Raw genomic sequence first — 26,798 nt, 5'->3', positions numbered from 1 at the left:
CGCGGGGAGGGTGGGGGGTCAGAGCCAGCGGGGCAGCGCCGGGGGCCTGCGTCCGTCGGCGGCGCGCAGGTCCTTGCCCCGCGAGCGGCCCAGCACCCAGCCGGCCAGCGACGCCGACGGCCCGATCACGTCACCTGCGCTGCCGTCGCCGAGGGTCCAGCTCAGCTCCTGGTCGAGGGCGACCAGCCGCAGCGGCGGGCAACCCTCACGGGCCCCGACGATCCCGACGACCTCGGAGACCAGCTCCGCGAGCATCGGCGCGGGCAGGTCGGCGAGCGACGCGCCCACGTCCAGGTCGACGGCGTGGATCCACATCTCCCGGGCCCGCACCCACGGGATGTCGGTGGCCGGGATCTCGACGCCCTGCACGTTGCGGACCGTCGCGCTCCAGGCCTGCTCCGGCATCTCGCGCACCGCCTGCGCGAGGCGGTCGGAGGAGTCGACCACGTCGTCGCGGATCTCGGCGGGCGACCGCGTGGACCCGGCCTCGATGTCGGCGTCGCGGGCCTCGGTGCTCGCGTACGCCGGGGTCTCGACGCCCGTGCGCGCCCACGTCAGCAAATTGATCATGCCGTCGGCGTTGCGGGCGATGTGGGTGAGCACGTGCGCGCGGCTCCAGCCGGGGAGCCCCGACTTCGCGGCGAACGCGTCGTCACCCATCCGGGCCATCAGCCCGCGCAGGTGCGCGGCACCGTCGCCCGCCCACGCGAGCGTCTCGGCGAGCGTCCTGGTCACGGGCGCCGCTCCCGGCGGCAGGTGTTGCGCAGCTCCCCGATCCCGGCGATCGAGGTGACCAGCTCGGCGCCGTCGGTGAGGTAGCGCGGGGGCGTGCGGGCGTGCCCGACGCCGCCGGGAGTGCCGGTCGCGATCACGTCGCCGGGGTTGAGCGTGAGGATCCCCGAGAGGTAGACGACCAGGTCGACGGCCCCGAACACCAGCTCCGAGGTCGAGGAGCGCTGCACGACCTCGCCGTCGAGCGTCGTGGAGATCTCCCAGCCGCCGTCGGGGAGCTCGTCGGGTGTCACCAGCCACGGGCCGAGCGGGGTGGTGTGCTCGAACGTCTTGCCCTGCAGGAACTGGCCGGTGCGGCGCTGGTAGTCGCGCACGCTGACGTCGTTGAGCACGGTGTAGCCGGCGATCGCGGCCTGCGCCTGGTCCCGGGTGGCGTGCCGCACGGGCGTGCCGATGACCACGGTGAGCTCGGCCTCCCAGTCGACCTGGTCCGACGCCGCGGGCAGCACGACGTCGTCACGTGCGCCGACCAGCGCCGGCGCGTACTTGCCGAACAGCGTGGGGTACTCGGGGAGCTGGTTGCCCATCTCCAGCACGTGGTCGCGGTAGTTCAAGCCCACGCAGACGATCTTCTCGGGGGACGGGACGAGCGGCGCGTAGTCGAGGCCGTCGATCTCGTGCGTCGGCCCGGCGGCGGCCGCGGCGTGCGCCGCCCAGTCGGGACGCTCCAGCAGGGCACGGACGTCGGCGTCGCCGGTCTCCACCGCGGCGGTGTCGCCGACGCGCACCGCCCGCGTCCCGGTGGCGGTGCGGATCGTGGCCAGCCTCATCGCGTGCACTCCTCGTTCGTCACGGCGGGCAGTCTCGCCCAGCCCGCCCCCGACCGGCATCCCGGGGGCGGGCCGTCGTGACCGAGCCTGCGCGGTCACATTCACCACAGCACGCCGCGGCACTCCCGCGACGAGCGCAGGCGACCAGGTGGTGTGACTCAGAGCGAGGCGTAGAGCGCGTCCTCGAAGGCGCCGTACATGCCCATCGCCTCCGGCGTGATGAACGGCAGCGAGTTGGTGTAGATCGAGGCGCAGATCCCCGTGGTCGGGTCCACCCAGAAGTGGGTGTTGAACAGCCCGGCCCACGCACCCGAGCCCGCCCGGCGCCTGCCCGGCACGTCCTGGGTGTTGATCAGCAGGCCGTAGCCCCACTTGTAGCCGGGGCCGACGGCGAGGGTGTCGGTGATCGGCGGGTCGGCGGTGGCGATCTCGGCCGGGAAGTCGAGGTCCCCGATCTGGTTCTGGAACGCCGCGGCCACCGTGGCCTCCTGCAGGATCCGCGTGCCGTCGAGCTCCCCGCCGCGCAGCAGCGCGCGCTCGAACCTGATGTAGTCGCGCGGGGTGGAGTAGAGGCCGTGCCCGGCGGGCCACCACTGCGGGGTGCGGGACACGACGTCGGGGCCCGCGGAGACCCAGCTGCCGTCCTCGCCCTTGACGTGCACGGTGGCCGCGCCGGCGAGCTGCTGGTCGTCGAGCTGGAAGGTGGTGTCGTTCATCCCCAGCGGTCCGGTGATGCGGTCCTTGACCACCACGTCGAGCGTGGTGCCGGCGACCGCCTCGACCACCCGGCCCAGCCAGTCGGTGTTGATGCCGTAGTTGAAGACGGTGCCCGGGTCGGCCACCAGCGGCGCCGTGAAGGCGTCCATCGTCCCGGGGACGACGTTCGCGATGCCGGTCTTGGCCTCGAACTCGACGAGCTCGGGGTTCCAGAACCAGTAGCCCAGGCCGGCCGTGTGGGTGATGAGCTGCTTGACGGTGGCCCGGCTGCCCGCGGGTCGCAGCTTCGGGGTGTCGCCGTCGAAGCCCTCCAGCACCTGCAGGTCGGCGAACTCGGGGAGGTAGGTGTCGACGGGGGCGTCCAGCTCCAGGGTGCCCGCCTCCACCTGCTGCAGTGCCGTGGCCGTGGCGATCATCTTCGTCATGGACATGATCCGGAACTGCGTGCCGGGGGTGACGTCGGCGCTCTCCCCGGCGATCACCTTGCCGGCCGCGCCCTCGTAGATCACGCCGTCGCGGTTCGCCGCGATGGCCGCGACGTGGGGTACGGCACCGCTGTCCACGGCGTCCTGGAGCACTCGGTCGATGGCACCTGGGTCGATCGTCGAACTCACGGAAATCGCTCCTCACGGGGCTCGGTGTGGGTCGCCTCACAGCCTTCTCGGGACCGCCGGACGCGTCAACGCAGGCACACAGATGGGGGTGGCGCACCTACCGGATCGGACAGGTCCTCGCCCCGCCACGGAGGGACGAGTGGGACCCTCGTCGCACGGGTTCGTACGAGAGTCCCACTCGTCGCCGAGGAACGTGGGGGCGTCAGATCTCGCCACCCTCCGGCGCGGCCGTCGCGCGGCCCCGGACCGGGAGGGTCGCGAAGATCGCCGGCGGCTCGCGCCACGGGTCCGGCAGGGTGCCGGCGCGGGCGTGGCGCACCGCACGCCACACCCGCTCCGGGGTGCACGGCAGGTCGATGTGGCGCACCCCGAGCGGGGCCAGTGCGTCGATCACGGCGTTCTGCACCGCGGGCGTGGCCCCGACCGTCGCCGACTCGCCGATGCCCTTGGCGCCCAGCGGGTTCATCGGGGTCGGGGTCTCGGTCGTCGAGGCCTCGAAGGCGAACAGGTCGGCCGCGGTCGGCATCCGGTAGTCGGCGAGCGTAGCCGTGAGCGGCTGCCCGTCGGCGTCGAACACGACCTCCTCGTACAGCGCCTGCGCCACGCCCTGCGCGAGCCCACCGTGCTGCTGTCCCTCGACGAGCAGCGGGTTGAGGACCCGCCCGCAGTCGTCGACGGCGACGTGGCGGCGCGGGGTGACCTTCCCGGTGTCGGTGTCGACCTCCACCACCGACACGTGGGCGCCGAACGGGAAGGTGGCGCCGGCCTGCCGGAAGTCGAGCCCGGCGTGCAGGTCCTCCCCCGCGCTCGCCACCTGCGTCCAGGTCAGGGTGACCCCCGGCACGCCGCTGACGCCGAACTCGCCGTCCCCCGTCTCGTCGTTCCTGCTCAGCTGCACGTCGTCGACAGCCGCCTCCAGCAGTGCCGCGGCCCGGCGGCGGGCCTGTTCGAGCACGTCGTCGGCGGCGGCGCGCACCGCGTTGCCGCCCATCTGCAGCGACCTCGACCCGCCGGTGCCGCTGCCCCGCGGTACGAGCGCCGTGTCGGACTGCACGAACGTGATGTTCTCCATCGGGATCCCGAGCCGGTCGCCGGCGAGCATCGCGAACGCCGTGGGATGGCCCTGCCCGTGACCGGACGTGCCCGCGGAGATGGTGGCGCTGCCGTCGGCGTGCACGGTGACCGAGCCGAACTCCGAGCCCCCGCCGCCCGCGGTGATCTCCACGTAGACGCTGATCCCGGCGCCGACCTGCACCGGGTCACCGCTCTCCCGGCGGGCGGCCTGCTCCTCCCGGACCCGGTCGTAGTCGACCAGGCGCAGCGCCTCGCGCAGCGGCAGGTCGTAGTCGCCGACGTCGTAGCGCGCGCCGGGGATCGTCGTCAGCGGGAAGGCGGCGGGGTCGAGGAGGTTGCGGCGGCGGATCTCCACCGGGTCCAGGCCCAGCTCGGCGGCGGCCAGGTCCATCATCCGCTCCAGGTGGGCGGTGGCCTCCGGTCGGCCCGCCCCGCGGAACGCGCCGACCGGGGTGGTGGTCGTCAGCACGACGGCGGCGTCGTAGCCCAGCTTCGGGATGTCGTAGACGCCCTGGCTCATCGTGTACGTCGGCCCCATCGCGAGCCCGCCGCCGAACCCGGCGTAGGCCCCCGAGTCGGCGACGACCCGCGCCCGCAGCCCGGTGATCCGCCCCGCCCTGGTCAGGCCCAGCTCGTAGTAGGCGATCTGCGCGCGCCCGTGGGGCATCGACACGAGGTTCTCCGAGCGGGTCTCCACCCAGCGCACCGGACGGTCCAGCGTCCGCGCGACGGCGACGGCCGTGGTGTGCTCGGCGAGCATCCCGGCCTTGCCGCCGAACCCCCCGCCGACGTGCGGGGTGATCACCCGGACCTGCTCGTCCGTGAGACCGAACAGCGTCGCGGCCTGCGCACGGAAGCCGTGCGGCATCTGGGTGGACACCCAGATCGTCAACCCGCCACCGTGCTCGGGCCGGACCGCGATCGCGTTGCCCTCCATCGGCAGCACCGCGAGCCGCTGGTTGACCATCCGGGCCCGGACGACGACCTCGGCGTCGGCCAGCACGTCGTCGTCGGGCGCGCGGATCCCGGCGGCGAGGTTGCCGCCCAGCTCGGGGTAGGGGAGCTCGGCCCCGGGTTCGAGCGCCGCCTCCGGATCGACGACGGCGGGCAGCGGCTCGTAGTCGACCTCGACCAGCTCGGCGGCGTCCGCGCCCGCGGCGGCGGACTCCGCCACCACCACCGCCACCGCCTCGCCGACGAACCGGACCCGGCCGGTGGCCAGCGGTGGGCGGGGCAGATCGGGATTGACGACCATGAGCCCGTGGTGCGCCGGCAGGTCGAGATCGTCTGCGGTGAACACGGCGACGACACCGGGGGCGGCAGCGGCCGCGGCGGTGGCGATGCCGGTGATCCGGCCGTGGGCGAGCGGGGAGCGGACGAAGTGCAGGTACAGGCCACCGTCGAGGGGGAGGTTGCCCACGTACGTGCCGGCTCCGGTGATCAGGTCGAGGTCCTCGACCCGGCGGACGGACGTGCCGAGAATCGATCCAGCCATGCGCTGACCCTACGGCCGCTCGCCGCAGTGGGCCTGCCAGCGGTTGACGGACGCCGCGGCCCCGGGGAGGGTCTCCATCCGGAGACCCCGCGCGGGTGGTTCACCGCACCGCGCGTCCCCCGGGAGGTCGGACTGGTCGGGGGCCGGTCCGGCCTCCCGACCACTTGTTACCGTCACGGCGTGCCTGACTTCCACCACACAGAGGTACTTCCGCTCGGCCCCGACACCACCGAGTACCGGCGGCTGGACCTGCCGCCCGGCCGGGTGGTGGAAGCGGCGGGACGCACGTTCCTGGAGGTCGAGCCGGCCACCCTCACCGCACTGGTGCGCGAGTCCGTGCACGACATCCAGCACTACCTGCGCCCCTCGCACCTCGCGCAGCTGCGCGCGATCGTCGACGACCCCGAGGCCTCGCCGAACGACCGCTTCGTGGCCACCGACCTGCTGCGCAACGCCTGCGTGTCCGCGGGTGGGGTGCTGCCGATGTGTCAGGACACCGGCACCGCGATCGTCATCGGCAAGCGCACCGAGACCGTCCTGACCGGCGGGAACGACGAGGAGGCCGTGTCCCGCGGCATCTTCGAGGCCTACGACACGCTCAACCTGCGCTACTCGCAGATGGCGCCCACGTCGTTCTGGGACGAGCGCAACACCGGCACCAACCTGCCCGCCCAGGTGGAGCTGTACGCGGCGCCGGGGCGGGAACCCCGGTACGAGTTCCTGACGATGGCCAAGGGCGGCGGCAGCGCCAACAAGACCTTCCTGTACCAGGAGACGAAGGCGCTGCTGAACCCGAAGAAGCTCGCCGCGTTCCTGGACCGCACGCTGCGCTCGCTCGGCACCTCGGCCTGCCCGCCCTACCACCTGGCCGTCGTCGTCGGCGGGATGTCGGCGGAGTACACGCTCAAGGTCGCGAAGCTGGCCTCGGCCCGCTACCTGGACAACCTCCCGGCAGCGGGCTCCGAGCTGGGGCACGCCTTCCGCGACCACGACCTGGAGAAACAGGTCCTGGAGCTCACCGCGCAGTTCGGCATCGGCGCCCAGTTCGGCGGGAAGTACTTCTGCCACGACGTGCGCGTGGTGCGGCTGCCGCGGCACGGCGCGTCGCTGCCGGTCGGCATCGCGGTGTCCTGCTCGGCCGACCGTCAGGCCAAGGCCAAGATCACCCCGGACGGGGTGTTCCTGGAGCAGCTCGAACGCGACCCGGCCCGGTTCCTGCCCGACGTCAGCGCCGAGGGGCTCTCCGACGAGGTGGTGCGCGTCGACCTGAACCGTCCGATGGACGAGATCCGCGCACAGCTCTCCACGCTGCCGGTCAAGACACGGGTGTCGTTGTCGGGGCCGCTCGTCGTGGCCCGCGACATCGCCCACGCGAAGATCGCCGAGCGGCTGGACGCGGGCGAGCCGATGCCCGCGTACCTGCGCGACCATCCCGTCTACTACGCGGGCCCCGCCAAGACCCCCTCCGGCTACGCGTCGGGGTCCTTCGGTCCGACCACCGCCGGGCGCATGGACTCCTACGTCGCACAGTTCCAGGCGGCGGGCGGGTCGCTGGTGATGCTGGCCAAGGGCAACCGGAGCCAGCAGGTCACCGACTCGTGCGCCGCGCACGGCGGCTTCTACCTCGGCTCCATCGGCGGACCGGCCGCCCGGCTGGCCCAGGACTGCATCCGCAGGGTCGACGTCCTCGAGTACGCCGAGCTGGGCATGGAGGCGGTGTGGAGGATCGAGGTGGAGGACTTCCCGGCGTTCGTCGTGGTGGACGACAAGGGCAACGACTTCTTCGCCGGGGTCAGCGAGCCCACCCTGCAGATCAGCTTCCGCCGCTGAACCCTCACCGCTGAGCCCTCACCGCTGAGCCCTCGTCGCTGCGCCCTCACCGCAGCCGCCGAGGCCCCCCGTCGTGGCGGGTGGGGGGCGGTCCGAGCACGACGCGGACCCCGGTGACGAAGGCACCCTCGGCCGACGCCAGCACCGGGTCCAGCGCCAGCGACCGCAGCTCGGGGAGGTCCTCGACCATCCGGCCGAGCCGGAGGACCAGGTCCTCCAGGGCGTCCAGCCGGGCCGGTTCGCTGCCGCTGTAGCCGACGAGCAACGGCGCGGCGCGGGGGGCCCGGACGAGTGCGGCCGCGTCGACGTCGGACACGGGGACCGCGCGGAACGCGCGGTCCCCGAGCAGCTCGGTGGCCACCCCGGACAGCCCGAACGACAGCAGCGACCCGAACGACGGGTCGTCGACGACCTGCAGCACGCACGACAGCCCCTTGGGCGCCATGCGCTGCACGTACAACTCGTCGTCGCCGGTGAGCGCGGCCAGGTCGCCCACGGCGCGCATCACCCCGGTGGCGGCGCCGAGGTCGAGCCGGACCCCGACGAAGTCGGTGCGATGGCGCCACTGCTCCCCCACGGCCTTGATCGCCACGGGGTAGCCGAGCGCGTCGGCGGCCTCGACGGCCGCATCGGCGCCCCGCACCCGGCGGAACTCGGTGAGCGTGATCCCGTAGCAGTCCAGCAGCCGGGCGGCGGCGTCGTCGTCGAGAGCCCCGGGACCGGCCGCGGCGACCAGCGCGCGGGCCCGCTCGGTGTCGATCCCCGTGGGGACCACGAACTCCCCCTCCGGCGCCGCCCGCCACCGGGCGTAGCGCACGACCCGGCTCAACGCTGCCACCGCCCGCTCCGGGCTGGGGAAGCTCGGCACCGAACCCGGGCCGGGCGAGCCGTCCTCGCCGGGCATGGCCAGCTCGGCCGGCACCCCTTCCACGGCCAGGAACACCGCCACGACGGGCACCCCGGAACCCGCCACGGCCTCCCGCAGGGCGCGCGCGTACTCGGCACCGGGCGTGGCGATCGGGGGCACGAACACCGCCACCAGCGCGTGGCAGTCCGTGCCGTCCTCGGGTCTCGGTTGGATGGCGGTGCGTACCGCCGCCGCGAACTCGTCCGGGGTGGCCGCCGCACCGACGTCGACCGGGTCCCCGGCAGGCTCCAGCCCCTCGTCGAGCAGCCCGTCGGTGACCAGCAGGCCGAGCGCGGTGGAGTTGCCGACCACCGCCACCCGGGCTCCCTCGGGCAGCGGCTGGTAGGCCAGCAGCAGCGCGGTGTCGAACAGCTCGGCGAGCGTGTCGACGCGGAGGACGCCGGCCTGCTCGAACAGGACCCGGACGCTCGCCTCGTCGATCGGGGTCGAGACCGCGGCGTGGGCCGGGGCGTTGCCGGAGTGGCGGCCGCTCTTGACCGCCACGATCGGTTTGGTGCGCGCCAGCCGCCGCGCGAGGCGCGCGAACTTGCGCGGGTTGCCGAACGTCTCCAGGTAGAGCAGCACGACGTCGGTGGCCGGGTCGGTCTGCCAGTACTGCAGCAGGTCGTTGCCCGACAGGTCGGCGCGGTTGCCCGCCGAGACGAACGTGGACAGGCCGAGCCCGCGCTCGGCCGCGGCGGCGAGGATGGCGATGCCCAGCGCGCCGGACTGGCTGAAGAAGCCGACCCGCCCGCGGTCGGGCAACCGGGGCGCCAGCGTGGCGTTGAGCCGCACGTCGGCGGCGGTGTTGGCGATCCCGAGCGCGTTGGGCCCGATCACCCGCATGCCGTGGGCGCGGGCCTCCTCGACGAGGCGGCGCTGCGCACCCGACCCGTCGGCGCCGGTCTCGGCGAACCCGGCACTCACCACCACCAGGGCCTTGACCCCCTTCTCCAGGCAGGAGTCCATCACCTCGTCGACGCCGGCGGCCGGGATCGCCACCACGGCGAGGTCGACGTCGTCGGGGATGTCGGTGACCGAGGGGTACGCCCGCACCCCGCGGACCGAGCGCGCCTCGGGGTTGACGGGGTAGACCGGCCCGGTGAAGTTGCCGCGCAGCAGGTTGGACAGCACCGCGTGGCCGATCTTGGACTGATCGGCCGACGCACCGATCACGGCCACCGACGTGGGGTGCAGCGCGTTGTGCACGCTGCGGGCCTCCGCCCGCTGTTCCCGGGAGTCGCGCACGGCCACCGACTTCTCGGTGGGGTCGATGTCGAACTCCAGGTGCAGCACGCCGTCGGCGAACGCGCGGCTGACCTGGTAGCCGGCCTGCCGGAACACCCGCACCATGGCGTGGTTCTCCACCAGCACCTCGGCCTCGAAGCGGCGCAGCCCGTTCTCCCGCGCCGCCGCGGCGAGGTGTTCGAGCAGGATCGATCCCAGGCCGCGGCCCTGGTGCTCGTCGCGGGCGACGAACGCGACCTCGGCCGAGTCGATGTCCGCGGTGCCCGCGGTGCCGCCCGGGCCGCCGTCACCCGGCAGGCCCTCGTAGCGGCCGACGGCGATGATCTCGTCGCCGAGCAGGCAGATGAACGCCACCCGCGCACGGTGGTCGACCGTGGTGAACCGCACCAGGTCGCGCGGCGGGATCCGGGGGTAGGGCCCGAAGAAGCGCAGGTAGCGGGTGCGCTCGGAGAGGCCCTCGTGGAACCGCAGGAGGGCGTCGCCATCCGAGGGCAGGATCGGGCGCAGGTGCACGATGCCGCCGTCGGAGGCGACCACGTCGGCCTCCCAGTGCCGCGGGTAACCGGGATCGGCGGGCACGGGCGGTGCGTCGGGGGAGGTGGGAGGCGCCGGGGAGCGGGTCATGGAGGCTCGTCCTCTGCTCAGTCTCGCGGATCGTCGGGGTCGAGACCGTGCATCGGGAAGACCGCCCGGCGGACCTCCATGATCGCCCCGTCCACCCGGTCGGCATGGCCGCCGTCGCGCCACGGGGCGAACGCGGGGTCCTGGCCGTCGGTCATCGCCGTGGGCAGGGGGCGGTGGGTCAGGCCCGCGGTGTGCGCGATCCAGTCGGCCGGGAGCGGCCGGGCGGGGTCGACGTCGCGGTCCAGCGCCGTGGCGAGCAGGTGGGTCCACGACCGCGGCACGACCCGGAACAGCGAGTACCCGCCGCCGCCGAGGACCAGCCACTTCGCCTCGCAGCGGGCCACCTGGTCGCGCAGCGTGTGGTAGATCGCGCGCTGCCCGTCGATGGACAGCTCCAGGTTCGCGAGCGGGTCCTCGGCATGGGTGTCGGCCCCGCACTCGGTGACGATCACCTGCGGCCGGAACGACTCCAGCAGCGACGGCACCACCGCGTCGAACGCCCGGCGCCACCCCGCGTCACCGGTGCCCGGGGGCAGCGGCACGTTCACCGCATGGCCCGCTCCGTTGCCGGTGCCGTACTCCCCCGGCCAGCCGGTGCCCGGCCAGAGCGTGAGCGGGTGCTGGTGCATCGACACCGTGAGGACCCGGGGGTCGTCGTAGAACGCGGCCTGGACCCCGTCGCCGTGGTGGACGTCGACGTCGACGTAGGCGATGCGCTCGACGCCGTGCTCCAGCAGCCAGGCGATGGCGATCGAACAGTCGTTGTAGACGCAGAACCCGGCGGCCCGGTCGGCCATCGCGTGATGCAGCCCGCCCGCGATGTTGACGGCCCGGTCGGCGCGCCCCTCGACCAGAGCCCGTGCCGCCGCGATCGATCCACCCGCGATCAGCGCGCTGGCCTCGTGCATCCCCATGAAGATCGGGTTGTCGTCGGTGCCGAGGCCGTGGCCGACCCCGAACGGTTCGTGCGGCGCGCTGCGCACGGCCGTGAGGTAGGACGGGACGTGCACCCGCAACAGGTCCTCGTCGGTCGCCGGCTCCGGGACGACCGTGTCGACGCCGTCGAGGACCCCGAGCTGGGTGGCCAGGCGCATCGTGAGGTCGAGTCGGACGGGATTGAGCGGGTGGTCGTCGGAGAGCTGGTAGCTCAGGAAGTCCGGGGTCCAGATCACCTCCGTGCGGGCGCTCCCGCTCCCTCGCCCGCCCTCTGCGGTGCTGCTCTCTGCGGTGCTGCCCGCTGCGGTGCTCGGCGCCGATGGTTCGCTCGCACGCTCGCTCATGGGCGCGACCGTAGGCGATCGGGGTCGGCCGGGCCCGTCGCGACCGGCCGCGCCGGGTCGGCACACCAGTTCGACCAGGATCCGACGTAGAGCGGCACGGGCTCGGCGGGTGTGCGCACACCTGCGAACTCGGCCGCCAGCACCAGAGCGGCGGCGTTGACCCCGGACCCGCAGTAGGCACCCACCGCTTCGCCTCCGCGGATCCCCAGCGCGCCGAGCCGTTCGGCCAGTGCTGCGGCGGAGAGCCAGCGCCCGTCGGGCCCCACGAGGTCGGCCGCGGGTGCGTTGACCGCGCCGGGGATGTGGCCGGCGACGGGGTCCAGCGGCTCGGTCTCCCCGCGGAACCGCGGGCCGACCCGGGCATCCATCAGCACGCCGCCGGCCTCGACGACGCCCGCCGCCGCGTCGGCGTCGAGAACCGGCATCCCGCCGGGGCGCACCTCGATGTCACCGGGCACGGGGGCCGAGGGCTCGGCCGTGGCGGGCAGGCCCGCACCCACCCAGGCCTCCCAACCGCCGTCGAGCACGGCGACCCGGTCGGCAGGGTGCCCGGCCCAGCGCAGCAGCCACCACGCGCGGGCCGCGACCGAGCCGTTGCCCCGGTCGTAGGCGACGACGGGGGCGCCGGGCCGGACCCCGGCCCGGCGCAGCGCGGCCTGCAACCGGTCCGCCTCGGGCAGGGGGTGGCGGCCCAGGGCCCCCGGACGGGACGCGAGATCCTCGTCGAGACCGAGGGGTGCGGCGCCCGGGACGTGCCCGGCGTGGTGGTCGGCCCGCGTGCGTGCGCCGGGCAGGGCGCCCGCGACGTCGAGCACGACCGGTATGTCGGGTCCGGGTCGTCCGGCGAGCAGCGCGGCCAGATCGGCCGGGGAGATCAACGGACTCAGAAGCGCAGGCACGGGGCACATCCTGCCCGGGATGCCGGACGCCCGTCGATGCGTTGGGCGGATAGGATGGACGACGACGAAGGGGCGGCGAGCGTGAACGAGCTCATCGATACCACCGAGATGTACCTCCGCACGATCTACGAGCTGGAAGAGGAAGGCGTCGTGCCCCTGCGGGCACGGATCGCCGAGCGGCTGGGGCAGAGCGGACCGACCGTGAGCCAGACCGTGGCCCGCATGGAGCGGGACGGCCTGGTGGTGGTGGCCGGCGACCGCCACCTGGAGCTCACCGACGCCGGGCGCTCGCGCGCCGTGTCGGTGATGCGCAAGCACCGCCTGGCCGAGCGGCTGCTGATCGACGTGATCGGGCTGGAGTGGGAACTTGTGCACGCCGAGGCGTGCCGGTGGGAGCACGTCATGAGCGACGCCGTGGAGCGCAAGCTCGTGGCCCTGCTCGACAACCCGACCATCTCGCCCTACGGCAACCCGATTCCCGGGCTCGCGGAGCTGGCCGAGCAGCGCGAGGCGCCCGGCGCGCCGCCCACGCTCGAGGTGGGCCTGCAGCGGCTCGACGAGTTCGCGCGCCGCGGTGGCGGCACCGTGGAGGTGCGCCGGATCGCCGAGCACGTGCAGATGGACACCGAGCTCATGACCGAGCTCAAGGGATCGGGCATCGTGCCGGGCCACGACGTGCAGGTGCATGCCATCTCCCGCTTCGGGGATGCGGTGCCGGTCACCTCCAGCGGCGAGGGCTCCTCGGTGGCTCCGCTGATCGCCCACGCCGTACTGGTGCGCGCCCGCTGAGGTCCTTCTGACACGGTGGTCCTCCACCGAGGTTCGAGGAGGATTCCCGTGAAGTTGCTCGTGACCGGCGGGGCAGGCTACGTCGGCAGCGTGTGCGGCGCGCGCCTGGTGGACGCCGGGCACGACGTGACGGTGCTCGACGACCTGTCCACCGGGCACCGCGACGCCGTGCCCGACGGGGCCCGCTTCATGGAGGGCGAGCTGGGGGCCGCGGCGGGCGACCTGCTCGCCGAGGGCTTCGACGGCGTGCTGCACTTCGCCGCACGCTCGCTGGTGGGCGAGTCGGTGCAGCACCCGGAGCGGTACTGGAACGGCAACGTGGTGGCGTCGCTGCGGCTGCTGGAGGCCATGCGGGCCCACGGCACGCCGCGCCTGGTGTTCTCCTCGACGGCCGCCACCTACGGCGAGCCCGCGGAGATGCCGATCCGCGAGGACGCCCCCACCCGGCCCACCAACCCGTACGGCGCGAGCAAGCTGGCCATCGACCACGCGATCTCCTCGTACTGCACCGCGCACGGCCTCGCCGCCACCAGCCTGCGCTACTTCAACGTGGCCGGGGCCCACGGACGCTACGGCGAGCGCCACACCACCGAGACCCACCTGATCCCGATCGTGCTGCAGGTGGCCGCCGGCCTGCGGGACTCCGTGCAGGTCTTCGGCGAGGACTGGCCGACGCCGGACGGCACCTGCGTGCGCGACTACATCCACGTGGACGACCTCGCCACGGCGCACCTGCTCGCCCTGCAGCACTCGGTGGCCGGCCGGCACGCGGTGTACAACCTCGGGTGCGGCGCCGGGTTCTCCGTGCGTGAGGTGATCGAGGCCTGCCGTGCGGTGACCGGGCACCCCATTCCGGCGGTGAGCGCCGCCCGCCGCGACGGCGACCCGGCGGTGCTGGTGGCCTCCAGCGCCGCCGCCACCGCGGCGCTGGGCTGGCGCCCCGAGCGCACCGACATCGTGGGGATCATGGCCGACGCCTGGCGCTTCGCGAAGGACCGGCTCCCCGTCTGATCCCGGCCGGCCGGTCACGACCCGGGCCCGTCGAGCAGGCACGCCCGCAGCTGCGACGGGCGCATCCCGCACGTGGCGACCGAGCGGAGCAGGCCCGTGAGCCGGTGGCCCGGCCAGCTGTGCTCGGCCCGGTCGAGTGCCACGTTGGCCAGCGCACCGTCGCCACGCATCAGCGCCGATGCGGCCAGCAGCGCCGCGGCCTCGGCCGCCTCCGGGTCGGGCAGCTCGCGGCACAGCGCGGCCCACAGCGTCTCGGCGGCGCCGCCGTCCGGGGAGTCGGGATCCGACATCGCCAGCGCGGCGTCGCGCACGGCGGGCCGCGCCAGCGCCACGGCCAGCGCGACGGCCCGCTCGTCGTCGAGCTCCAGGCGGCCGGTGGCGGTGTCGGCCAGCGCGGCCCGCACCACGGCGAGATGGATCGCGTCGCCGTCGACGCCGGGCTCCGGTGCGGCGAGCGCCTCGTCGGCCGCCTCGATCACCCGCCGCTCCCGCCGCCGGATCGTCGTGGCGTCGACCGGTTCGACCAGCGCGCGCAACGCCTCGCGGTCGGTACGCACGACCTTGCCCTCGACGACGGCGGTCGCCGCGGCCTCGGTGGCGGCCGGGTCGGGCAGCAGGCCGCCGCACCCGCACGCGTCGAAGCACGCCCACCGCCGTCCCGCCTCCGCGCGCTCGGCCCAGGCGGCGGCATGTACCCGGATGCCCTGGTCCTCCAGCGCGGCGACGGCCGCGGCCGCCACGTCCGGGCGCGCCGGACCGGTCCCCCCGGCCGCGCCGAACACCACCACGACCGCACCGTCGACGTCGTCGGCCTGCAGGCAGGCGACGGCGTGGGCCGCGATGTCGTGGACGTGCTCCGGTGGCGGCAGGTCGATCCGGAGGGTGAGCCCGATCCGCCGCCGGGAGGCACCGCCCAGCGCGATCAGCACCAGCGACTCGCAGGGGCGGAACCCGATCAGCACCGGAACCGACGCGATCAGCTCGCCGAGGTCGGACATGCGCAGGACGGTGGACGGGGCGGGAAGGTCCGTGGAGGTCATGGCCCGAGAGTGGGGTGGCGCTGCGCAGCGGGGCCAGTGGCTACCCCGAACGGCCGTGGACAGCCACGCCGGATCCGGGCGGACGCCCGGTCTACCGGCGGGTTGTGGACATCCGGGCCGCGGCGTCGCGGGACTGTCGTCGCCCACTGTTAACCTGCCGCGCTTGCTGGCGGGTCGCCCGGCCGCAACGCTGACCGGCGAGACGCGAGACGAGGGGTGGCGTGTGTACGACTACGACCTGCTGGTGATCGGTTCCGGACCGGGCGGGCAGAAGGCCGCGATCGCGGCCGCGAAGCTCGGCAAGCGCGTGTGCGTGGCCGAACGGCGGCACATGATGGGCGGGGTCTGCGTCAACACCGGCACGATCCCGTCCAAGACGCTGCGCGAGGCGGTGCTCTACCTCACCGGGTTCGCGCAGCGCGACATGTACGGCGCGAGCTACCGCGTCAAGTCCGAGATCACGATCTCCGACCTGCTGGCCCGCACCCAGCACGTCGTCGGCCGCGAGGTCGAGGTGATCCGCAACCAGCTCATGCGCAACCACGTCGACCTGCTCGGCGGCACCGCGCGGTTCGAGGACCCGCACACCGTCACCGTGCAGGGTGAGACCCGCGGCGACCACAACACCGTCAGCGCCGAGAACATCGTCATCGCCACCGGCACCCGGCCGGCCCGCCCGGCCGAGGTGGAGTTCGACGACGACCACGTCATGGACTCCGACGGCGTGCTGAACATGAGGCGCGTGCCCGGGTCGATGGTCGTGGTCGGCGCGGGCGTCATCGGCATCGAGTACGCGTCGATGTTCGCCGCGCTCGGCACCCGCGTCACCGTCGTCGAGAAGCGCCCGCAGATGCTCGACTTCTGCGATCCCGAGGTCGTCGAGTCGCTCAAGTTCCACCTGCGCGACCAGGCCGTCACCTTCCGCTTCGGCGAGGAGGTGGAGAAGGTCGAGATCACCGCGAAGGGCACCGTCACGAGCCTCGCCAGCGGCAAGCGCATCGCCGCCGACACGGTGATGTACTCCGCGGGCCGCCAGGGCGTCACCGACGAGCTGGACCTGGAGCGGGCCGGGCTCGCCGCCGACCAGCGCGGCCGGATCACCGTGGACGGCCGGTACCGCACGGCGGTGCCGCACATCTTCGCCGTCGGCGACGTCATCGGCTTCCCCGCGCTCGCCGCGACGAGCATGGACCAGGGGCGGCTCGCCGCCTGTCACGCCTTCGGGGAGCCGGTGCGTGAGCTGCAGGAACTGCAGCCCATCGGGATCTACACGGTCCCGGAGATCTCCTACTGCGGGAAGACCGAGCAGGAGCTGACGGCGGGGTCGGTCCCCTACGAGGTCGGGGTGTCGCGCTACCGGGAACTGGCCCGCGGCGCGATCGTCGGCGACTCCTACGGGATGCTCAAGCTGCTCGTGTCGACGCAGGACCGCACCCTGCTCGGCGTGCACGTGTTCGGCTCCGGCGCCACCGACCTCGTGCACATCGGGCAGGCGATCATGGGCTGCGGCGGCACCGTCGACTACCTGGTCGACACGGTGCTCAACTACCCGACCCTGTCGGAGGCCTACAAGGTGGCCGCACTGGACGTCACGAACAAGATCCGGGCGCTGGAGGCGTTCGGCGGCGCCTGATCGGCCCACGTGGGCCGCGACAGGCCCGGGAGCGCGGGCCCACGCCGGGTGGCGCACGGAACTCGCCGACAGAGGTTCCGCGCACGAGACCGGGGCTCGCGCGCTGCCGGCAGCACGCGAGAGACCCGCGGGCGCGCGAAGCCGGGCGGCGAGCTGCCGGCAGGCACACGAGACACCCGCGACGCAGCGCGGGTGCCGGTGTCAGGTGAGGCCGATGCCCCGCTCGTCCAGCCACGGGCGAGGGTTGATCTTGGTGCCGCCCGGGGTGACGACCTCGAAGTGCAGGTGGGGACCGGTGGAGCGGCCCTCGTTGCCGACCTCGGCGATCATCTCGCCCGCCGACACGCGCTCGCCGACGGACACCAGGGAGCGGCTGATGTGGCCGTACACGGTGATCGTGCCATCGGAGTGCTCGACGCGGACCCACTGACCGAAGCCGCTCGCCGGACCGGAGTCGATCACGGTGCCGTCCAACGGGACCCGGATCGGCGTGCCGATCGGTGCGGCGATGTCGAGCCCCTGGTGGGAGGTCCCCCAGCGGGCGCCGAAGCCCGACGTGATCCGCCCGACGAGCATCTGCACGCCACCGGCCACCGACGTCGTCGCGGCGGCCTCCACGGCGCGGGCGGCCTCGGCGGCGGCCGCCTCCTCGGCGATGCGGGTCTGCTCCGCCGCGCGGGCGGCCTGCTCGGCGGCCAGCCGGTCCAGGTCGGCCGCCTTGGCCAGCTCGGCGGTGGCCAGGTCGGCGCCACCGATGACCGGCAGCTCCGGGGACACCGGGGTGAGCGCGGGAGTGGGGGCGGCCACCGGTTCGGCCGCGGGCGACGCGGGGGTCGCCGCCGCGGCGGCGCCGGGGGCGAGCAGCTCGCCGACCCCGATGCGGAGCACGTTGGCGCCCTCGACCGCGGCGGGCAGGGCCGAGGTCAGGGCCAGCTGCCCGGCCGCGGCGAGCGCGCTGCCCGCGATGGCCGTCGCGACGAAGCGGACCGGCAGCGACGACATGAGCTGCGGGGACGACGTGAGCTGCGGGGACGCGGGGATCCGGTACGCGCCACCGGCTCCCGCCGCCGCCGGGGAGGGCGACAGCGGGAGCCCGAGGTGTGCGCGCCGGCCCTGGGGGGAGCGGTGCCGTGCCACAACCTTTCCTTCCGGATCTCCGAGCCCGGTGGACGTCCCGTCGGGGGGCGGGGCGGGCCGCTGGGGAGGCGGTCCGTGTCCGGTCGTGACCGGGTCGTTATCGATCCGCGGACGACGCTAACCGGCACGCGGGCCCGGGCAACCCCTCCGCAGCGCGGGCTGAGGTCACCGGGCGCGCTCGGGCGCCGAGCGGCCACGGCGGCGTGTCGCGGGCGGCACGCCGAGCGGGCCACGTGCCGTTCACCGCAGGGTCACGGCCCGTCCCCCGGTTCTCCTGCCGACGGGACCGTTCACGGGCGGCCGGCGGGACGGGGGTACCGGCGAACGGAGCAGCCGGTCCGGACGCCCACCGCCGTTCGTGCGCCGGGCGGCGGCCGCCGGGCGTGCGGGGACACCGGCGGGCCCACCGTCAAGTCGGGACACGCGACGGCGGCGGCCCCGGGTTCCCGGGACCGCCGCCGTGGGTGGCGCAGGTTCAGAACGCGCCGACCAGCACCTCGTCGACGACACCGTCCTCGTCGTGGTCGAAGGCGACGGTGTCGATGTAGCCGTCCAGGTCGGTGTCGGACTCGACGGCGTCGATGTAGCCGTTCTCGTCGGTGTCGTAGGCGTAGGTCTCGATGTACCCGTCGTGGTCGGCGTCGATCGAGTACGCGTCGGTCCAGCCGTTGCCGTCGGTGTCGAAGGCGTAGATCTCGGCCATGGCGGTGTCTCCCTGGATCCCGGTGGTGTGGTGTCAGGTAGGAGTCCGGGGAGACGGGCGGGGTTACACCCCGAGCTCGGAGATCCTGGCGCGGTAGCGCTGCACCGACGCCAGCTTGACGTCCTCGTACCCGCGCACCAGATCGGCCGCCTGCGCCGCCGCGACGGCGGTGGCGTGGTTCCCCGTCGTCAGCCCGGCCGCGAGCCGCAGCACCATGGCCCGGTACTCGTCGCGCAGCGCCCGTTCCAGCCTCCGCATCTCCGTGCGGCCGAACGGGTCGAGCGCGGTGCCGCGCAGCGCCTTGCCCCGGGCGAGCGTCTCCAGCACCGGGCGCATCCACGGCCCGAACGCGATCTTCCGCGTCCGGCCCATCGCCTTGAGCATCGGCGGATGCAGCCGGTAGCGCCGCTTCTGCCCGCCCGGCACCTCGGCGGCGATCCGCGCGTCGAACGCCGGGTCGGTGAGCAGCCGCGCCACCTCGTACTCGTCCTTGTACGCCGTCAGCTTGTGCAGCCCACGGGCGACGGCCGCGCTGAAGGACGTGTCGTCCCCCAGCGCGCGCTCGGCCCGCCATGCCGCCTGCACGTCGGCGACGTAGGCCCGTGCCGTCCGCTCGCCCTGGTAGCCGACGAGCTGCGCGGCCCGGATCCCGGTCAGCCGGCGCGTCTCCCCCGCCAGCTCGCCCAGGTCGTCCCAGGTGGGCGGGGCGGGGGCCGCCACGGAACCGGTGGCCGCGGCGAAGGCGGCCGGATCGGCGACGGCCACCCGGCCCCAGCGGAACGCCGCGGTGTTGACCGCGACCGCGACGCCGTTGAGCTCGATCGCCCACTCGATCGCCGCCGCGGAGACCGGCAGCGCCCCCGCCTGGTAGGCGGCGCCGACGACCAGCAGGTTCGCCGGCATCGCGTCGCCGAACAGCGCGTTGGCCGCGGCCTGCGCGTCGAGCCGCACGACCTCCCGGGTGGTACCGGCGATGCGCTCCACGAGATCCTCGGCGGACGGGGCGCTCACTCCGGCGTCCCGCACCATCGCGCCGGTGGGCACCGAGCTCGTCGACACGACGGCCACGGTCTCCTCGGGCGAGGCGTAGTCCAGGTAGCGGCCGTCGGCTCCGACGAGCGCGTCGAAGGCGAGGTAGCAGCGCGCCGTGCCGACGCGGACGGCCGGACCGAGCGCCGCCGCGTCGGCGGCGATCCGCAGGTGCGAGGTGACCGGTCCGGCCTTCTGCGAGAGCCCGGTCTGGTCGACGCCGTGCACGGCCAGCCCGTCGCGCACCGCGGCCGAGCCGAGCACCTGGTTGACCGTGACGATGCCGGTGCCGCCGATGCCGGCCAGGAACAGGTCGCCCGCGGCCGGGCGGTCCACGTCGGGGACCGCCGGGGGCTCGCGCCGCTGCGGGGGTGCCGTCGTGGAGCCCGGTGGCAGCTCCACCGTCACGAACGACGGGCAGTCCCCGTCGAGGCAGGAGTAGTCGGTGTTGCAGGAGGTCTGGTCGATGCGGGTCTTGCGGCCGAACTCGGTGTCGACGGGCTGCACCGACAGGCAGTTGCTCTTCACCCCGCAGTCGCCACAGCCCTCGCACACCGCCTCGTTGATGATCACTCGGGTCGGGCGGACCGGGATGGCGCCGCGCTTGCGCAGCCGCCGCGACTCCGCGGCGCAGCGCTGGTCGTAGACCAGCACCGACACCCCCTCGACGGCGGCCAGGGCGGCCTGCGCCTCGTCGAACCGGTCGCGGTGCCACAGGTCGACCCCCGCGGGGAGCGGCGCCAGCGCCCGGTAGCGCTCCGGTTCGTCGGCACACACGATGATCTTCTTGACGCCCTCGGCCAGCAGCTTGGCCGCCATCTCGGGCACCTCGAGGCCCGCCTCGGCGTCCTGCCCGCCGGTCATCGCGACGGCCCGGTTGTAGAGCAGCTTGTAGGTGATCGACACGCCCGAGGCGACGCACGCCTGCACGGCCATCTGCCCCGAGTGCGCGAACGTGCCGTCGCCCATGTTCTGGTACATGTGCGTGGCGTCGGTGAACGGCGCCTGCCCGATCCACTGCGCGCCCTCGCCGCCCATCTGCGTGATGGACGTGACCTCGCTCGCCGGGCGGTGGGTCAGCGCCACCATCGCGTGGCAGCCGATCCCGCCCCCGGCGACCGCGCCCTCGGGCACCACCGTGGAGCGGTTGTGCGGGCACCCGCTGCAGAAGTAGGGGGTGCGCCCGACCGGGAGCAGGTCGATCCTCGGTGGTTCCCGGCGCTCCGCGGGGACGTCGACGCGCCCGCCCAGCACCCGCCGCAGCGGTCCGGTGAGCGCCCGGGCGGTCAGCTCCCCGGCGACCGGTACCAGGGGCGCGCCGCCCTCGTCGGTCGAACCGATCACGGACGGCGCGTCCGGGAGGCCGTAGAGCACGTCGCGCACGGCGGACTCGACGAACGCGCTCTTCTCCTCCACCACCAGCACGGTGTCCAGGCCCGCGGCGAACTCGCGCAGCAGGTCGCGCTCCAGCGGGTGGATCATGCCCAGGCGCAGCAGCCGGATGCCCGCACGCCGGCAACCGTCGTCGTCGAGGCCGAGATCGCGCAGGGCCTGCCGGATGTCGGTGAACGCCTTCCCGCCCGCGACGATGCCCAGCCAGGCCTCCCGCGGGTCGACCTCGACGGCGTTGATCGGGTTCGCCGCGAGGAACGCGCGCAGCATCGCCCAGCGCGGTCCGTACATCTGCGCCTCGGCCTCCAGCGAGGCGGGCGGGGCGAGCATCGGGATCTGTCGGTACTCCCAGGGCCTGCCCTCCCACTCCAGCGGGGGGACGGTGATCTCGACGTCGCCGCAGGAGCCGTCGACGGTGAAGATCCCGTCCGCGACGTCGGCGGTGATCTTCATGCCGACCCACATGCCCGACGCGCGCGACATCGCCACGCCGTAGCGGCCCAGCCGCACGATCTCCTCGGCGGTGCCGGGGTAGAGCACCGGCAGCCCGTAGCCGGCCAGGGTGCGCTCGCTGATGCAGGGGATGGTGGAGGACTTGCAGCTCGGGTCGTCGCCGGCCAGCACCAGTACCCCACCGGCGGGGTGGGCGCCGCACATGTTGCCGTGCCGGAACGGGTCTCCCGCGCGGTCGACGCCGGGGCCCTTGCCGTACCAGACGCCGACGGCGCCGTCGACGGTCCGGCCGTGGCCCGGCACCTCCACCTGGCTGCCCCAGACCGCGGTGGCGGCCAGCTCCTCGTTGACGCCGGGCACCAGCGTGAGCCCGGCGTTCTCCTTCAGCTCCGCGGCCCTGGCCAGGGTCTGGTCGAGGCCCCCGAGCGGGCTGCCCTGGTACCCGGAGACGAACGACGCGGTGCACAGGCCCGCGGCGGCGTCGGCGGCGTGCTGCTCGACGAGCATCCGCGCGATGGCCTGCACCCCGGTGAGCAGCACCGGACCGGCGCCCGCCCGGTAGCGGGAGGCCAGCTCGAACTCGACCGGCCCGGTGTCCTGCCCGGTGGTGTCCTGCCCGGTGGTGTCCTGCCCGACGGAGTCCTGCAGGGTCATCGCGTACCTCTCACTCCTGGGAACGCTCCAGTGCCGCGGAGACCGTGGCCGCCGCCCTGCGGACACTCTGCACGACCGCGACCTTCCGCGCTCCGAGCACGCGCGAGGTGCTGCCGACGACCGAGAGCGCCGCGACCGCCACCGTACGGTCGCCACGCCGGAGCACGATCGGGGCGGCGATCGACGACATGCCCATCGTGTGCTCCTCGCGCGACGCCGCGTAGCCGTCCACCCGGACCTGGCGCAGCACCTGCTCGTAGCGCCTGGGGTCCACGATCGTGAACGGGGTGTGACGGACGAACCCGCGGTCCCGGATCGCCCGGGCCATCGAGGTGTTGTAGGCCGCGATGGCCTTGGCCGCACTCGACGAGTGGCCCGGACCGCGTCGGTAGAGCGGGGTATGGAACATGGTCCCCGCGCCGCGGTCCTCCAGCCGGTCGACGTAGAGCACGTCGGCACCGACGGGCACCGCGAGCTGCGCGGTCTCCCGCAGCACCTCCCGCAGCTCGCCCAGCACCGGCAGGGAGAGCTCGCGCAGCATCAACCGGTCCACGGCCAGCTGCCCGATCTCGAACAGCCGCAGCCCCAGGCGGTAGCGGCCGTTGCGCGAGCGCTCGAGCATGCCGGACGCGGCCAGCGCGGCCAGCATCCGGCAGGCCGTGCTCTTCGCGACGCCCAGCTCCGCGGCCACGCGGGTGGCCCCCAGCTCCGCCTCGCGCTCGAAGCAGCCGAGCACGGCCATGGCGATGGAGACCGATCGCAGGGGACCGTCGCCGGGCTCGTCGAGGGCCACCGGTTTCGCGGCGCGCCCGCGAGGACCCGGCTCGTCGGCGGGAGGATCGGGCCGGATCGCCTCGTCGAGATCCGTGATCGTCATCGGCGTCAGCTCTCCCACGCCGGGAACTCGTCCGGCGGCGGCACGTTCACCTCGGTGACCCGGTTGCGGTAGGACACGAAGGCGGTCTGGCCGCCCTCGCGCAGCTTCACCCGGATCTCCTCGGTGTTGAGCGGCTCCCCCGGGTCGTAGCCGTGGGCCCAGGTGGCGAACGCGCGCATCGGCCCGGAGTGGGTGGCCGCGAGGATGCGCTGGTCACCCGGGTTCTCGGCGATGAGCCGGTGGAAGCCGCGCCAGAACCGGCGCACGCACATCGCGGGCGGCTCGAAGTACATCAGCGGGATCGTCAGCCAGGTCTGGATCGGGTCGCCCCCACCCAGTTGCACCCGGTAGAAGCGGTCGATCTCGACGAGCCAGCGCGGCCGGTCGCCGACCGCCATCCGCTCGAGCTTCTCCATCGTCGACTGGTACTGGCGGAACGCCGAGGTGACGTCGCGCAGGCCGTCGGGGGTCCAGACGCCGAAGTTGCGCAGCTCCGGGATCGGCGTGGGCTCGGTGAGGGTGATCTCCTTGCCCCACATCGCCATGCCGTCCTGCGCCCCGTTGTAGAGCTGGATCGCGGTCTGCCGGGCACGGTTGGTGTCGGCGTGCACGAGCCGGACCGTGTCGCCGCCGTCCCAGCGCCGGGCCAGCTCGTGACCGCGCCGGTGGGCCTGCCAGCCGCCCATCGGCGTGAGCCCGGCGTCGGTGGAGTAGCCCTGCGTGATGCCGTGCCGGATGATCGAGATCTCGCAGACGAACTTCTCGCTCGCCCGCCGGTGCAGGGGCGCCGCGACCTCCTTGCCGCGGGTGGCCTCGGCCAGCGCGGGGGTGAACTCGGCCCCGTCGTGCTCGACCAGCGCCGCGGGCGGGGCGCCCGTCGCCGAGCCGCGCTCGCGGAACCGGCGCAGGTAGAGCGGGGTCTCGTCGACGGTGGTGGTGCCGCCCGCCCCGTTGCTCCCGTTGGCCGGCGACGGCCTGGCCTCCTGGCGCTCCCGGTACTTGGCCAGGTAGTTGGGGGCCTCGTACCGGTCGAGCTTGCGCGGGTCGTGCGGGGTACTCACGAGTGCACCGTGAAGAAGCGCTCGTTGACCTGGCGGTGGTAGTAGAAGATGGCGCGGCCCATCTCCTCCTCCGTCCACGTGATCGGCTCGAAGTCGGGGTCGACCCAGTAGCCGCCGGTGAACAGCTCGTTGCGGTTGCCGACCGGGTCGAAGAAGTAGGTGGTGTAGCCGCGGGTGACGCCGTGCCGCGTGGGCGCCACGTCGATCGTGACGCCGTGGTAGGCGAGCGTGTCGGCGGCGTCGCGGATGCCGTTCCAGTCGTCCATCCAGAACGCGAAGTGGTGCAGCGCCCCGTTCGGGCCGGTGATCACGGCGATGTCGTGGGGTGTGTGCGAGCGCTCCAGGAACGCCGCCAGCTGGTGCCCGTCGTTGGCCACGATCTGCTCGGTGAGCCGGAACTCCAGCACGCCCGAGAAGAACGCGGAGAACGCCTCGACGTCCTCGGCCATCACGAACACGTGGTCCAGGCGCGGCGGCGCGATGCCGACGAGGTCCTGCGGCCGGGGCGGCGGGTTCGTCATCGGCAGCATGTTGCCCAGCCGCTCCATGCCGTGGACGAGCTCGACGAGGTGGCCCGACGGGGTCTCGAAGCGGATCGCCTCGCCCCAGCCCGGGCCCAGCTCGCGCGCGGCGTAGCGCTTCACCGGCACGCTCACGGCGTGCAGCTTCTCGGTGAAGTAGTCGAGGTCGTCCGCCTCGGCGACCTTGAACGCCATGTGGTCCAGGCCGTAGGTCGGGGCCTGGCGCAGGACCACGGAGTGGTGCTCGTGCTCGTCCCAGCACTTGAGGAACACCCGGTCGACGCCGTCGCGCACGTCGCGCGCGGTCTCGATCAGGCCCAGGACCTCGGTGTAGTAGGCGGTGCACAGCTCGAGATCGGGCACCCGGATCTCGACGTGCTGGAGGCGAAGGATCCGATCACTCATGTGTGCATCCTCAGGAAGCGCTGGCTGATGACGTTCTCGTAGTAGAAGAGCCCCTTGCCGAACTCCTGCTCGGTCCAGGTGATGATCTCCTGGTCGGGGTCGACCCAGTAGCCGCCGGTGAACACCTCGTTGCGGATGCCGAGCGGGTCGAAGAAGTAGATGGTGTTGCCGCGGGTGACGCCGTGCCGCGTCGGACCCTGGTCGATCTGCACGCCGTTGTAGGCCAGCGTGTCGGCGGCCTTGCGGATGTGGTCCCAGTCGTCGAGCCAGTACGCCCAGTGGTGCAGCGCGCCGTTGGGCCCGTTGACGATCGCGATGTCGTGCGGGGAGTTGGTGCGCCCGGCGAGCCAGACACCCATCTGGTGGCCGTTGCCGTCGAGCACCTGCTCGGTCAGGCGCAGGCCCAGCACCTCCTGGAAGAACCGTGCCGCCTCGCCCACCTCCTCGGCGTTGACCAGCATGTGGTCCATCCGCGGCGGGGCGATGCCCGGCATGTCCGGCGGCGGCACCGGCGACGGGTTGGACTTGCCGAGGATGTTGCCGGTCTTCTCGACGTCCCAGACCAGCTCCATGATCTGCCCCGAGGGCACCTCGAAGCGGATCGACTCGCCCTGGCCGACGGCCTCCCCCCTGGAGATGCGGGAGACCTGGGCGCCGTAGTCGGCGAGCTTCTTCTCGAAGTCGTGCAGGTCGTCCTCGTGCTCGACGCGGAAGGTGAAGGAGTCCATCCCGGTGCGCGGGTTGTAGCGCATGCGCAGCGAGTGATGGTCCTCCTCGTCCCAGCACTTGAAGTAGACGGTGTCGCCCAGCTCGGCGTCCACGGTGCGCTGGACCTGCTGCAGGCCCATGACCTCCGTGTAGTAGGCGGTGGCGAGATCGAGGTCCGGCGTGCGGACGTCGATGTGGGCGAGGCGGAGGATGCCCATGGCTGTTTTCCCCTGACTGGCAGGCTCCCGGTTCGCTTGACGCCTCGACGCTAGCCCGCATAGCGTTCCACTAGGAAGGCAGCGCGTTCCGGATATCAGAACGGGGGTGGGTCGTGACGGATCCCCTCGACATGCGCTCGGCCGTGGCCGAGTACGTCACTGCGCTGCACCGCGCCTACCTCGCGCAGGCCGACACGTTCCCGCCCGCCGTGCGGGGGCGGATGCCACTGCTCGACGACGGGCCGCTGACGGTGGCCGCCGTCGGCGCCCGCAACCTGCACCTGCTCGCGACCCGCGAGGGCCTCGGCCCGCTGCGCGGGCAGGAGGTCGCGCTCCCGGGCACGCTTCCGGGCCTCGACTGGTCGCTGCGCTTCTACGACCCCGTCGTCACCCCGTCGCTGGGCCTGCTCGACGAGCGGGAGGGGCCGGCGTACGGCGAGGTCAAGCACGCGCTCGGGCTGACGACCGTCGTCTACCACGTGGTCGCCCAGCCCGGCTCGGGGCTCACCCCGCACCACGCGGGACACGTCGGGTCCGGGCTCGCCGCGCAGCACTCCTCGGCGGCGCGTGACTTCGAGACGATCCGCGCGCGGGTGCGCGGCCGGGAGGCGCTCGTCGACGAGCTGGTGGGCGCGGCGTCGGCCGGGCTCCCCCGCGCCCAGGCGCTGCTCGCCCGGGCCATCGCCCCGCACAACGCCGGGGTCGCCGCGGCGGCCGACGCCGCCACCCCCGACCCGGACACGATCCGCAGGGCGCTGCTGGAGTCGGTCGGCGGGCGCCGGGACTGGACGCCGAAGGCCCCCGGGTGACCGCCCCCCTCCCGCCCACACCCCCGGCCCCACCCCGCCCCCGGGGGCGCCAGGGGCGGAGGGGGGGGCCGGGGGGGGACCGGCGCCCCCCACCCCCGGATAGGCCGG

Annotated in this window: 20 protein-coding genes; 5 read left to right on the top strand and 15 right to left on the bottom strand. The window is 73.8% G+C overall.

The features are described 5' to 3' along the window. Positions 1-18 precede the first annotated feature (18 nt). The 4 genes from Q1K26_RS12945 to Q1K26_RS12930 all read right to left on the bottom strand — a co-directional run bounded on the left by Q1K26_RS12945 (position 19) and on the right by Q1K26_RS12930 (position 5,462). Positions 19-735: a maleylpyruvate isomerase family mycothiol-dependent enzyme gene (locus tag Q1K26_RS12945; protein WP_300011188.1), complete on the bottom strand. Its 717-nt coding sequence runs from the start codon at positions 733-735 to the stop codon at positions 19-21. Beyond that, positions 732-1,562: a fumarylacetoacetate hydrolase family protein gene (locus Q1K26_RS12940; RefSeq protein ID WP_300011185.1), complete on the bottom strand. Its 831-nt coding sequence runs from the start codon at positions 1,560-1,562 to the stop codon at positions 732-734. The genes Q1K26_RS12945 and Q1K26_RS12940 overlap by 4 nt, the downstream gene beginning before the upstream one ends. 158 nt (positions 1,563-1,720) lie before the next feature. Then, positions 1,721-2,893: a serine hydrolase domain-containing protein gene (locus Q1K26_RS12935; protein ID WP_300011182.1), complete on the bottom strand. Its 1,173-nt coding sequence runs from the start codon at positions 2,891-2,893 to the stop codon at positions 1,721-1,723. Positions 2,894-3,095: 202 nt separating this feature from the next. Next, positions 3,096-5,462 (bottom strand): xanthine dehydrogenase family protein molybdopterin-binding subunit, encoded by a 2,367-nt coding sequence (locus Q1K26_RS12930; protein WP_300011179.1) that lies wholly within the window; start codon positions 5,460-5,462, stop codon positions 3,096-3,098. A 180-nt stretch (positions 5,463-5,642) separates the two neighbouring features. Between Q1K26_RS12930 and Q1K26_RS12925 the strand changes: the two genes are divergently transcribed. Then, positions 5,643-7,292 carry a fumarate hydratase gene (locus Q1K26_RS12925; protein WP_300011176.1) on the top strand — a complete coding sequence of 550 codons (1,650 nt, stop codon included), beginning with the start codon at positions 5,643-5,645 and terminating at the stop codon, positions 7,290-7,292. 46 nt (positions 7,293-7,338) lie between these two features. On the opposite strand, the gene Q1K26_RS12920 is transcribed toward Q1K26_RS12925, so the two are convergent. From Q1K26_RS12920 to Q1K26_RS12910, 3 genes are read right to left on the bottom strand one after another with little or no spacing between them, the layout of a single operon-like run. Next, on the bottom strand, positions 7,339-10,071 hold the full coding sequence (locus Q1K26_RS12920; protein WP_300011173.1) for a bifunctional GNAT family N-acetyltransferase/acetate--CoA ligase family protein: 2,733 nt from the start codon (positions 10,069-10,071) through the stop codon (positions 7,339-7,341). A gap of 17 nt (positions 10,072-10,088) precedes the next feature. Beyond that, positions 10,089-11,351: an acetoin utilization protein AcuC gene (locus Q1K26_RS12915; protein WP_300011170.1), complete on the bottom strand. Its 1,263-nt coding sequence runs from the start codon at positions 11,349-11,351 to the stop codon at positions 10,089-10,091. After that, positions 11,348-12,238: a sulfurtransferase gene (locus tag Q1K26_RS12910; protein WP_300011205.1), complete on the bottom strand. Its 891-nt coding sequence runs from the start codon at positions 12,236-12,238 to the stop codon at positions 11,348-11,350. The genes Q1K26_RS12915 and Q1K26_RS12910 overlap by 4 nt, the downstream gene beginning before the upstream one ends. A 93-nt stretch (positions 12,239-12,331) precedes the next feature. Here Q1K26_RS12910 and Q1K26_RS12905 point away from each other — a divergent pair, with 93 nt between their 5' ends. Both Q1K26_RS12905 and galE read left to right on the top strand, forming a co-directional pair. After that, positions 12,332-13,039, top strand: a complete 708-nt coding sequence (locus Q1K26_RS12905; protein ID WP_300011167.1) for a metal-dependent transcriptional regulator — start codon at positions 12,332-12,334, stop codon at positions 13,037-13,039. A gap of 48 nt (positions 13,040-13,087) precedes the next feature. After that, positions 13,088-14,050 carry a UDP-glucose 4-epimerase GalE gene (gene galE / locus Q1K26_RS12900; RefSeq protein ID WP_300011164.1) on the top strand — a complete coding sequence of 321 codons (963 nt, stop codon included), beginning with the start codon at positions 13,088-13,090 and terminating at the stop codon, positions 14,048-14,050. A gap of 14 nt (positions 14,051-14,064) precedes the next feature. Here the strand turns inward: galE and Q1K26_RS12895 are convergent, their stop codons facing one another. Beyond that, on the bottom strand, positions 14,065-15,090 hold the full coding sequence (locus Q1K26_RS12895) for a DUF4192 domain-containing protein (RefSeq protein ID WP_300011161.1): 1,026 nt from the start codon (positions 15,088-15,090) through the stop codon (positions 14,065-14,067). Positions 15,091-15,313: 223 nt separating this feature from the next. On the opposite strand from Q1K26_RS12895, the gene sthA reads away from it, so the two are divergent. Then, positions 15,314-16,723 carry a Si-specific NAD(P)(+) transhydrogenase gene (gene sthA / locus Q1K26_RS12890; RefSeq protein WP_300011158.1) on the top strand — a complete coding sequence of 470 codons (1,410 nt, stop codon included), beginning with the start codon at positions 15,314-15,316 and terminating at the stop codon, positions 16,721-16,723. A gap of 201 nt (positions 16,724-16,924) precedes the next feature. Here sthA and Q1K26_RS12885 read toward each other — a convergent pair whose 3' ends face one another. The 7 genes from Q1K26_RS12885 to Q1K26_RS12855 all read right to left on the bottom strand — a co-directional run bounded on the left by Q1K26_RS12885 (position 16,925) and on the right by Q1K26_RS12855 (position 25,881). Continuing rightward, positions 16,925-17,860 (bottom strand): M23 family metallopeptidase, encoded by a 936-nt coding sequence (locus Q1K26_RS12885; protein ID WP_300011156.1) that lies wholly within the window; start codon positions 17,858-17,860, stop codon positions 16,925-16,927. Between the two features lie 475 nt (positions 17,861-18,335). Further along, on the bottom strand, positions 18,336-18,563 hold the full coding sequence (locus tag Q1K26_RS12880; RefSeq protein WP_300011153.1) for a hypothetical protein: 228 nt from the start codon (positions 18,561-18,563) through the stop codon (positions 18,336-18,338). Between the two features lie 63 nt (positions 18,564-18,626). Beyond that, entirely contained in the window at positions 18,627-22,091 is a 3,465-nt protein-coding gene (locus Q1K26_RS12875; protein ID WP_300011150.1) for an indolepyruvate ferredoxin oxidoreductase family protein, read from the bottom strand. Positions 22,092-22,101: 10 nt separating this feature from the next. Next, on the bottom strand, positions 22,102-22,968 hold the full coding sequence (locus tag Q1K26_RS12870) for an IclR family transcriptional regulator (RefSeq protein ID WP_300011146.1): 867 nt from the start codon (positions 22,966-22,968) through the stop codon (positions 22,102-22,104). A gap of 5 nt (positions 22,969-22,973) precedes the next feature. Further along, positions 22,974-24,029, bottom strand: a complete 1,056-nt coding sequence (locus Q1K26_RS12865; RefSeq protein ID WP_300011143.1) for a histidine phosphatase family protein — start codon at positions 24,027-24,029, stop codon at positions 22,974-22,976. After that, positions 24,026-24,955 (bottom strand): catechol 2,3-dioxygenase, encoded by a 930-nt coding sequence (locus Q1K26_RS12860; protein WP_300011140.1) that lies wholly within the window; start codon positions 24,953-24,955, stop codon positions 24,026-24,028. Before Q1K26_RS12860 ends, Q1K26_RS12865 begins: the two co-directional genes overlap by 4 nt. Further along, complete coding sequence (locus Q1K26_RS12855; RefSeq protein ID WP_300011137.1) at positions 24,952-25,881, bottom strand: catechol 2,3-dioxygenase; 930 nt, start codon at positions 25,879-25,881, stop codon at positions 24,952-24,954. The genes Q1K26_RS12860 and Q1K26_RS12855 overlap by 4 nt, the downstream gene beginning before the upstream one ends. Before the next feature lie 113 nt (positions 25,882-25,994). Between Q1K26_RS12855 and Q1K26_RS12850 the strand changes: the two genes are divergently transcribed. Further along, on the top strand, positions 25,995-26,690 hold the full coding sequence (locus Q1K26_RS12850; RefSeq protein ID WP_300011134.1) for a hypothetical protein: 696 nt from the start codon (positions 25,995-25,997) through the stop codon (positions 26,688-26,690). The last annotated feature ends 108 nt before the right edge of the window (positions 26,691-26,798 follow it).

The organism is Pseudonocardia sp. (assembly GCF_029263155.1).
Classification (GTDB): domain Bacteria; phylum Actinomycetota; class Actinomycetes; order Mycobacteriales; family Pseudonocardiaceae; genus Pseudonocardia.
Note: the sequence above shows the minus strand (reverse complement) of the source record. Positions and strands in the feature narration are given on the sequence as shown.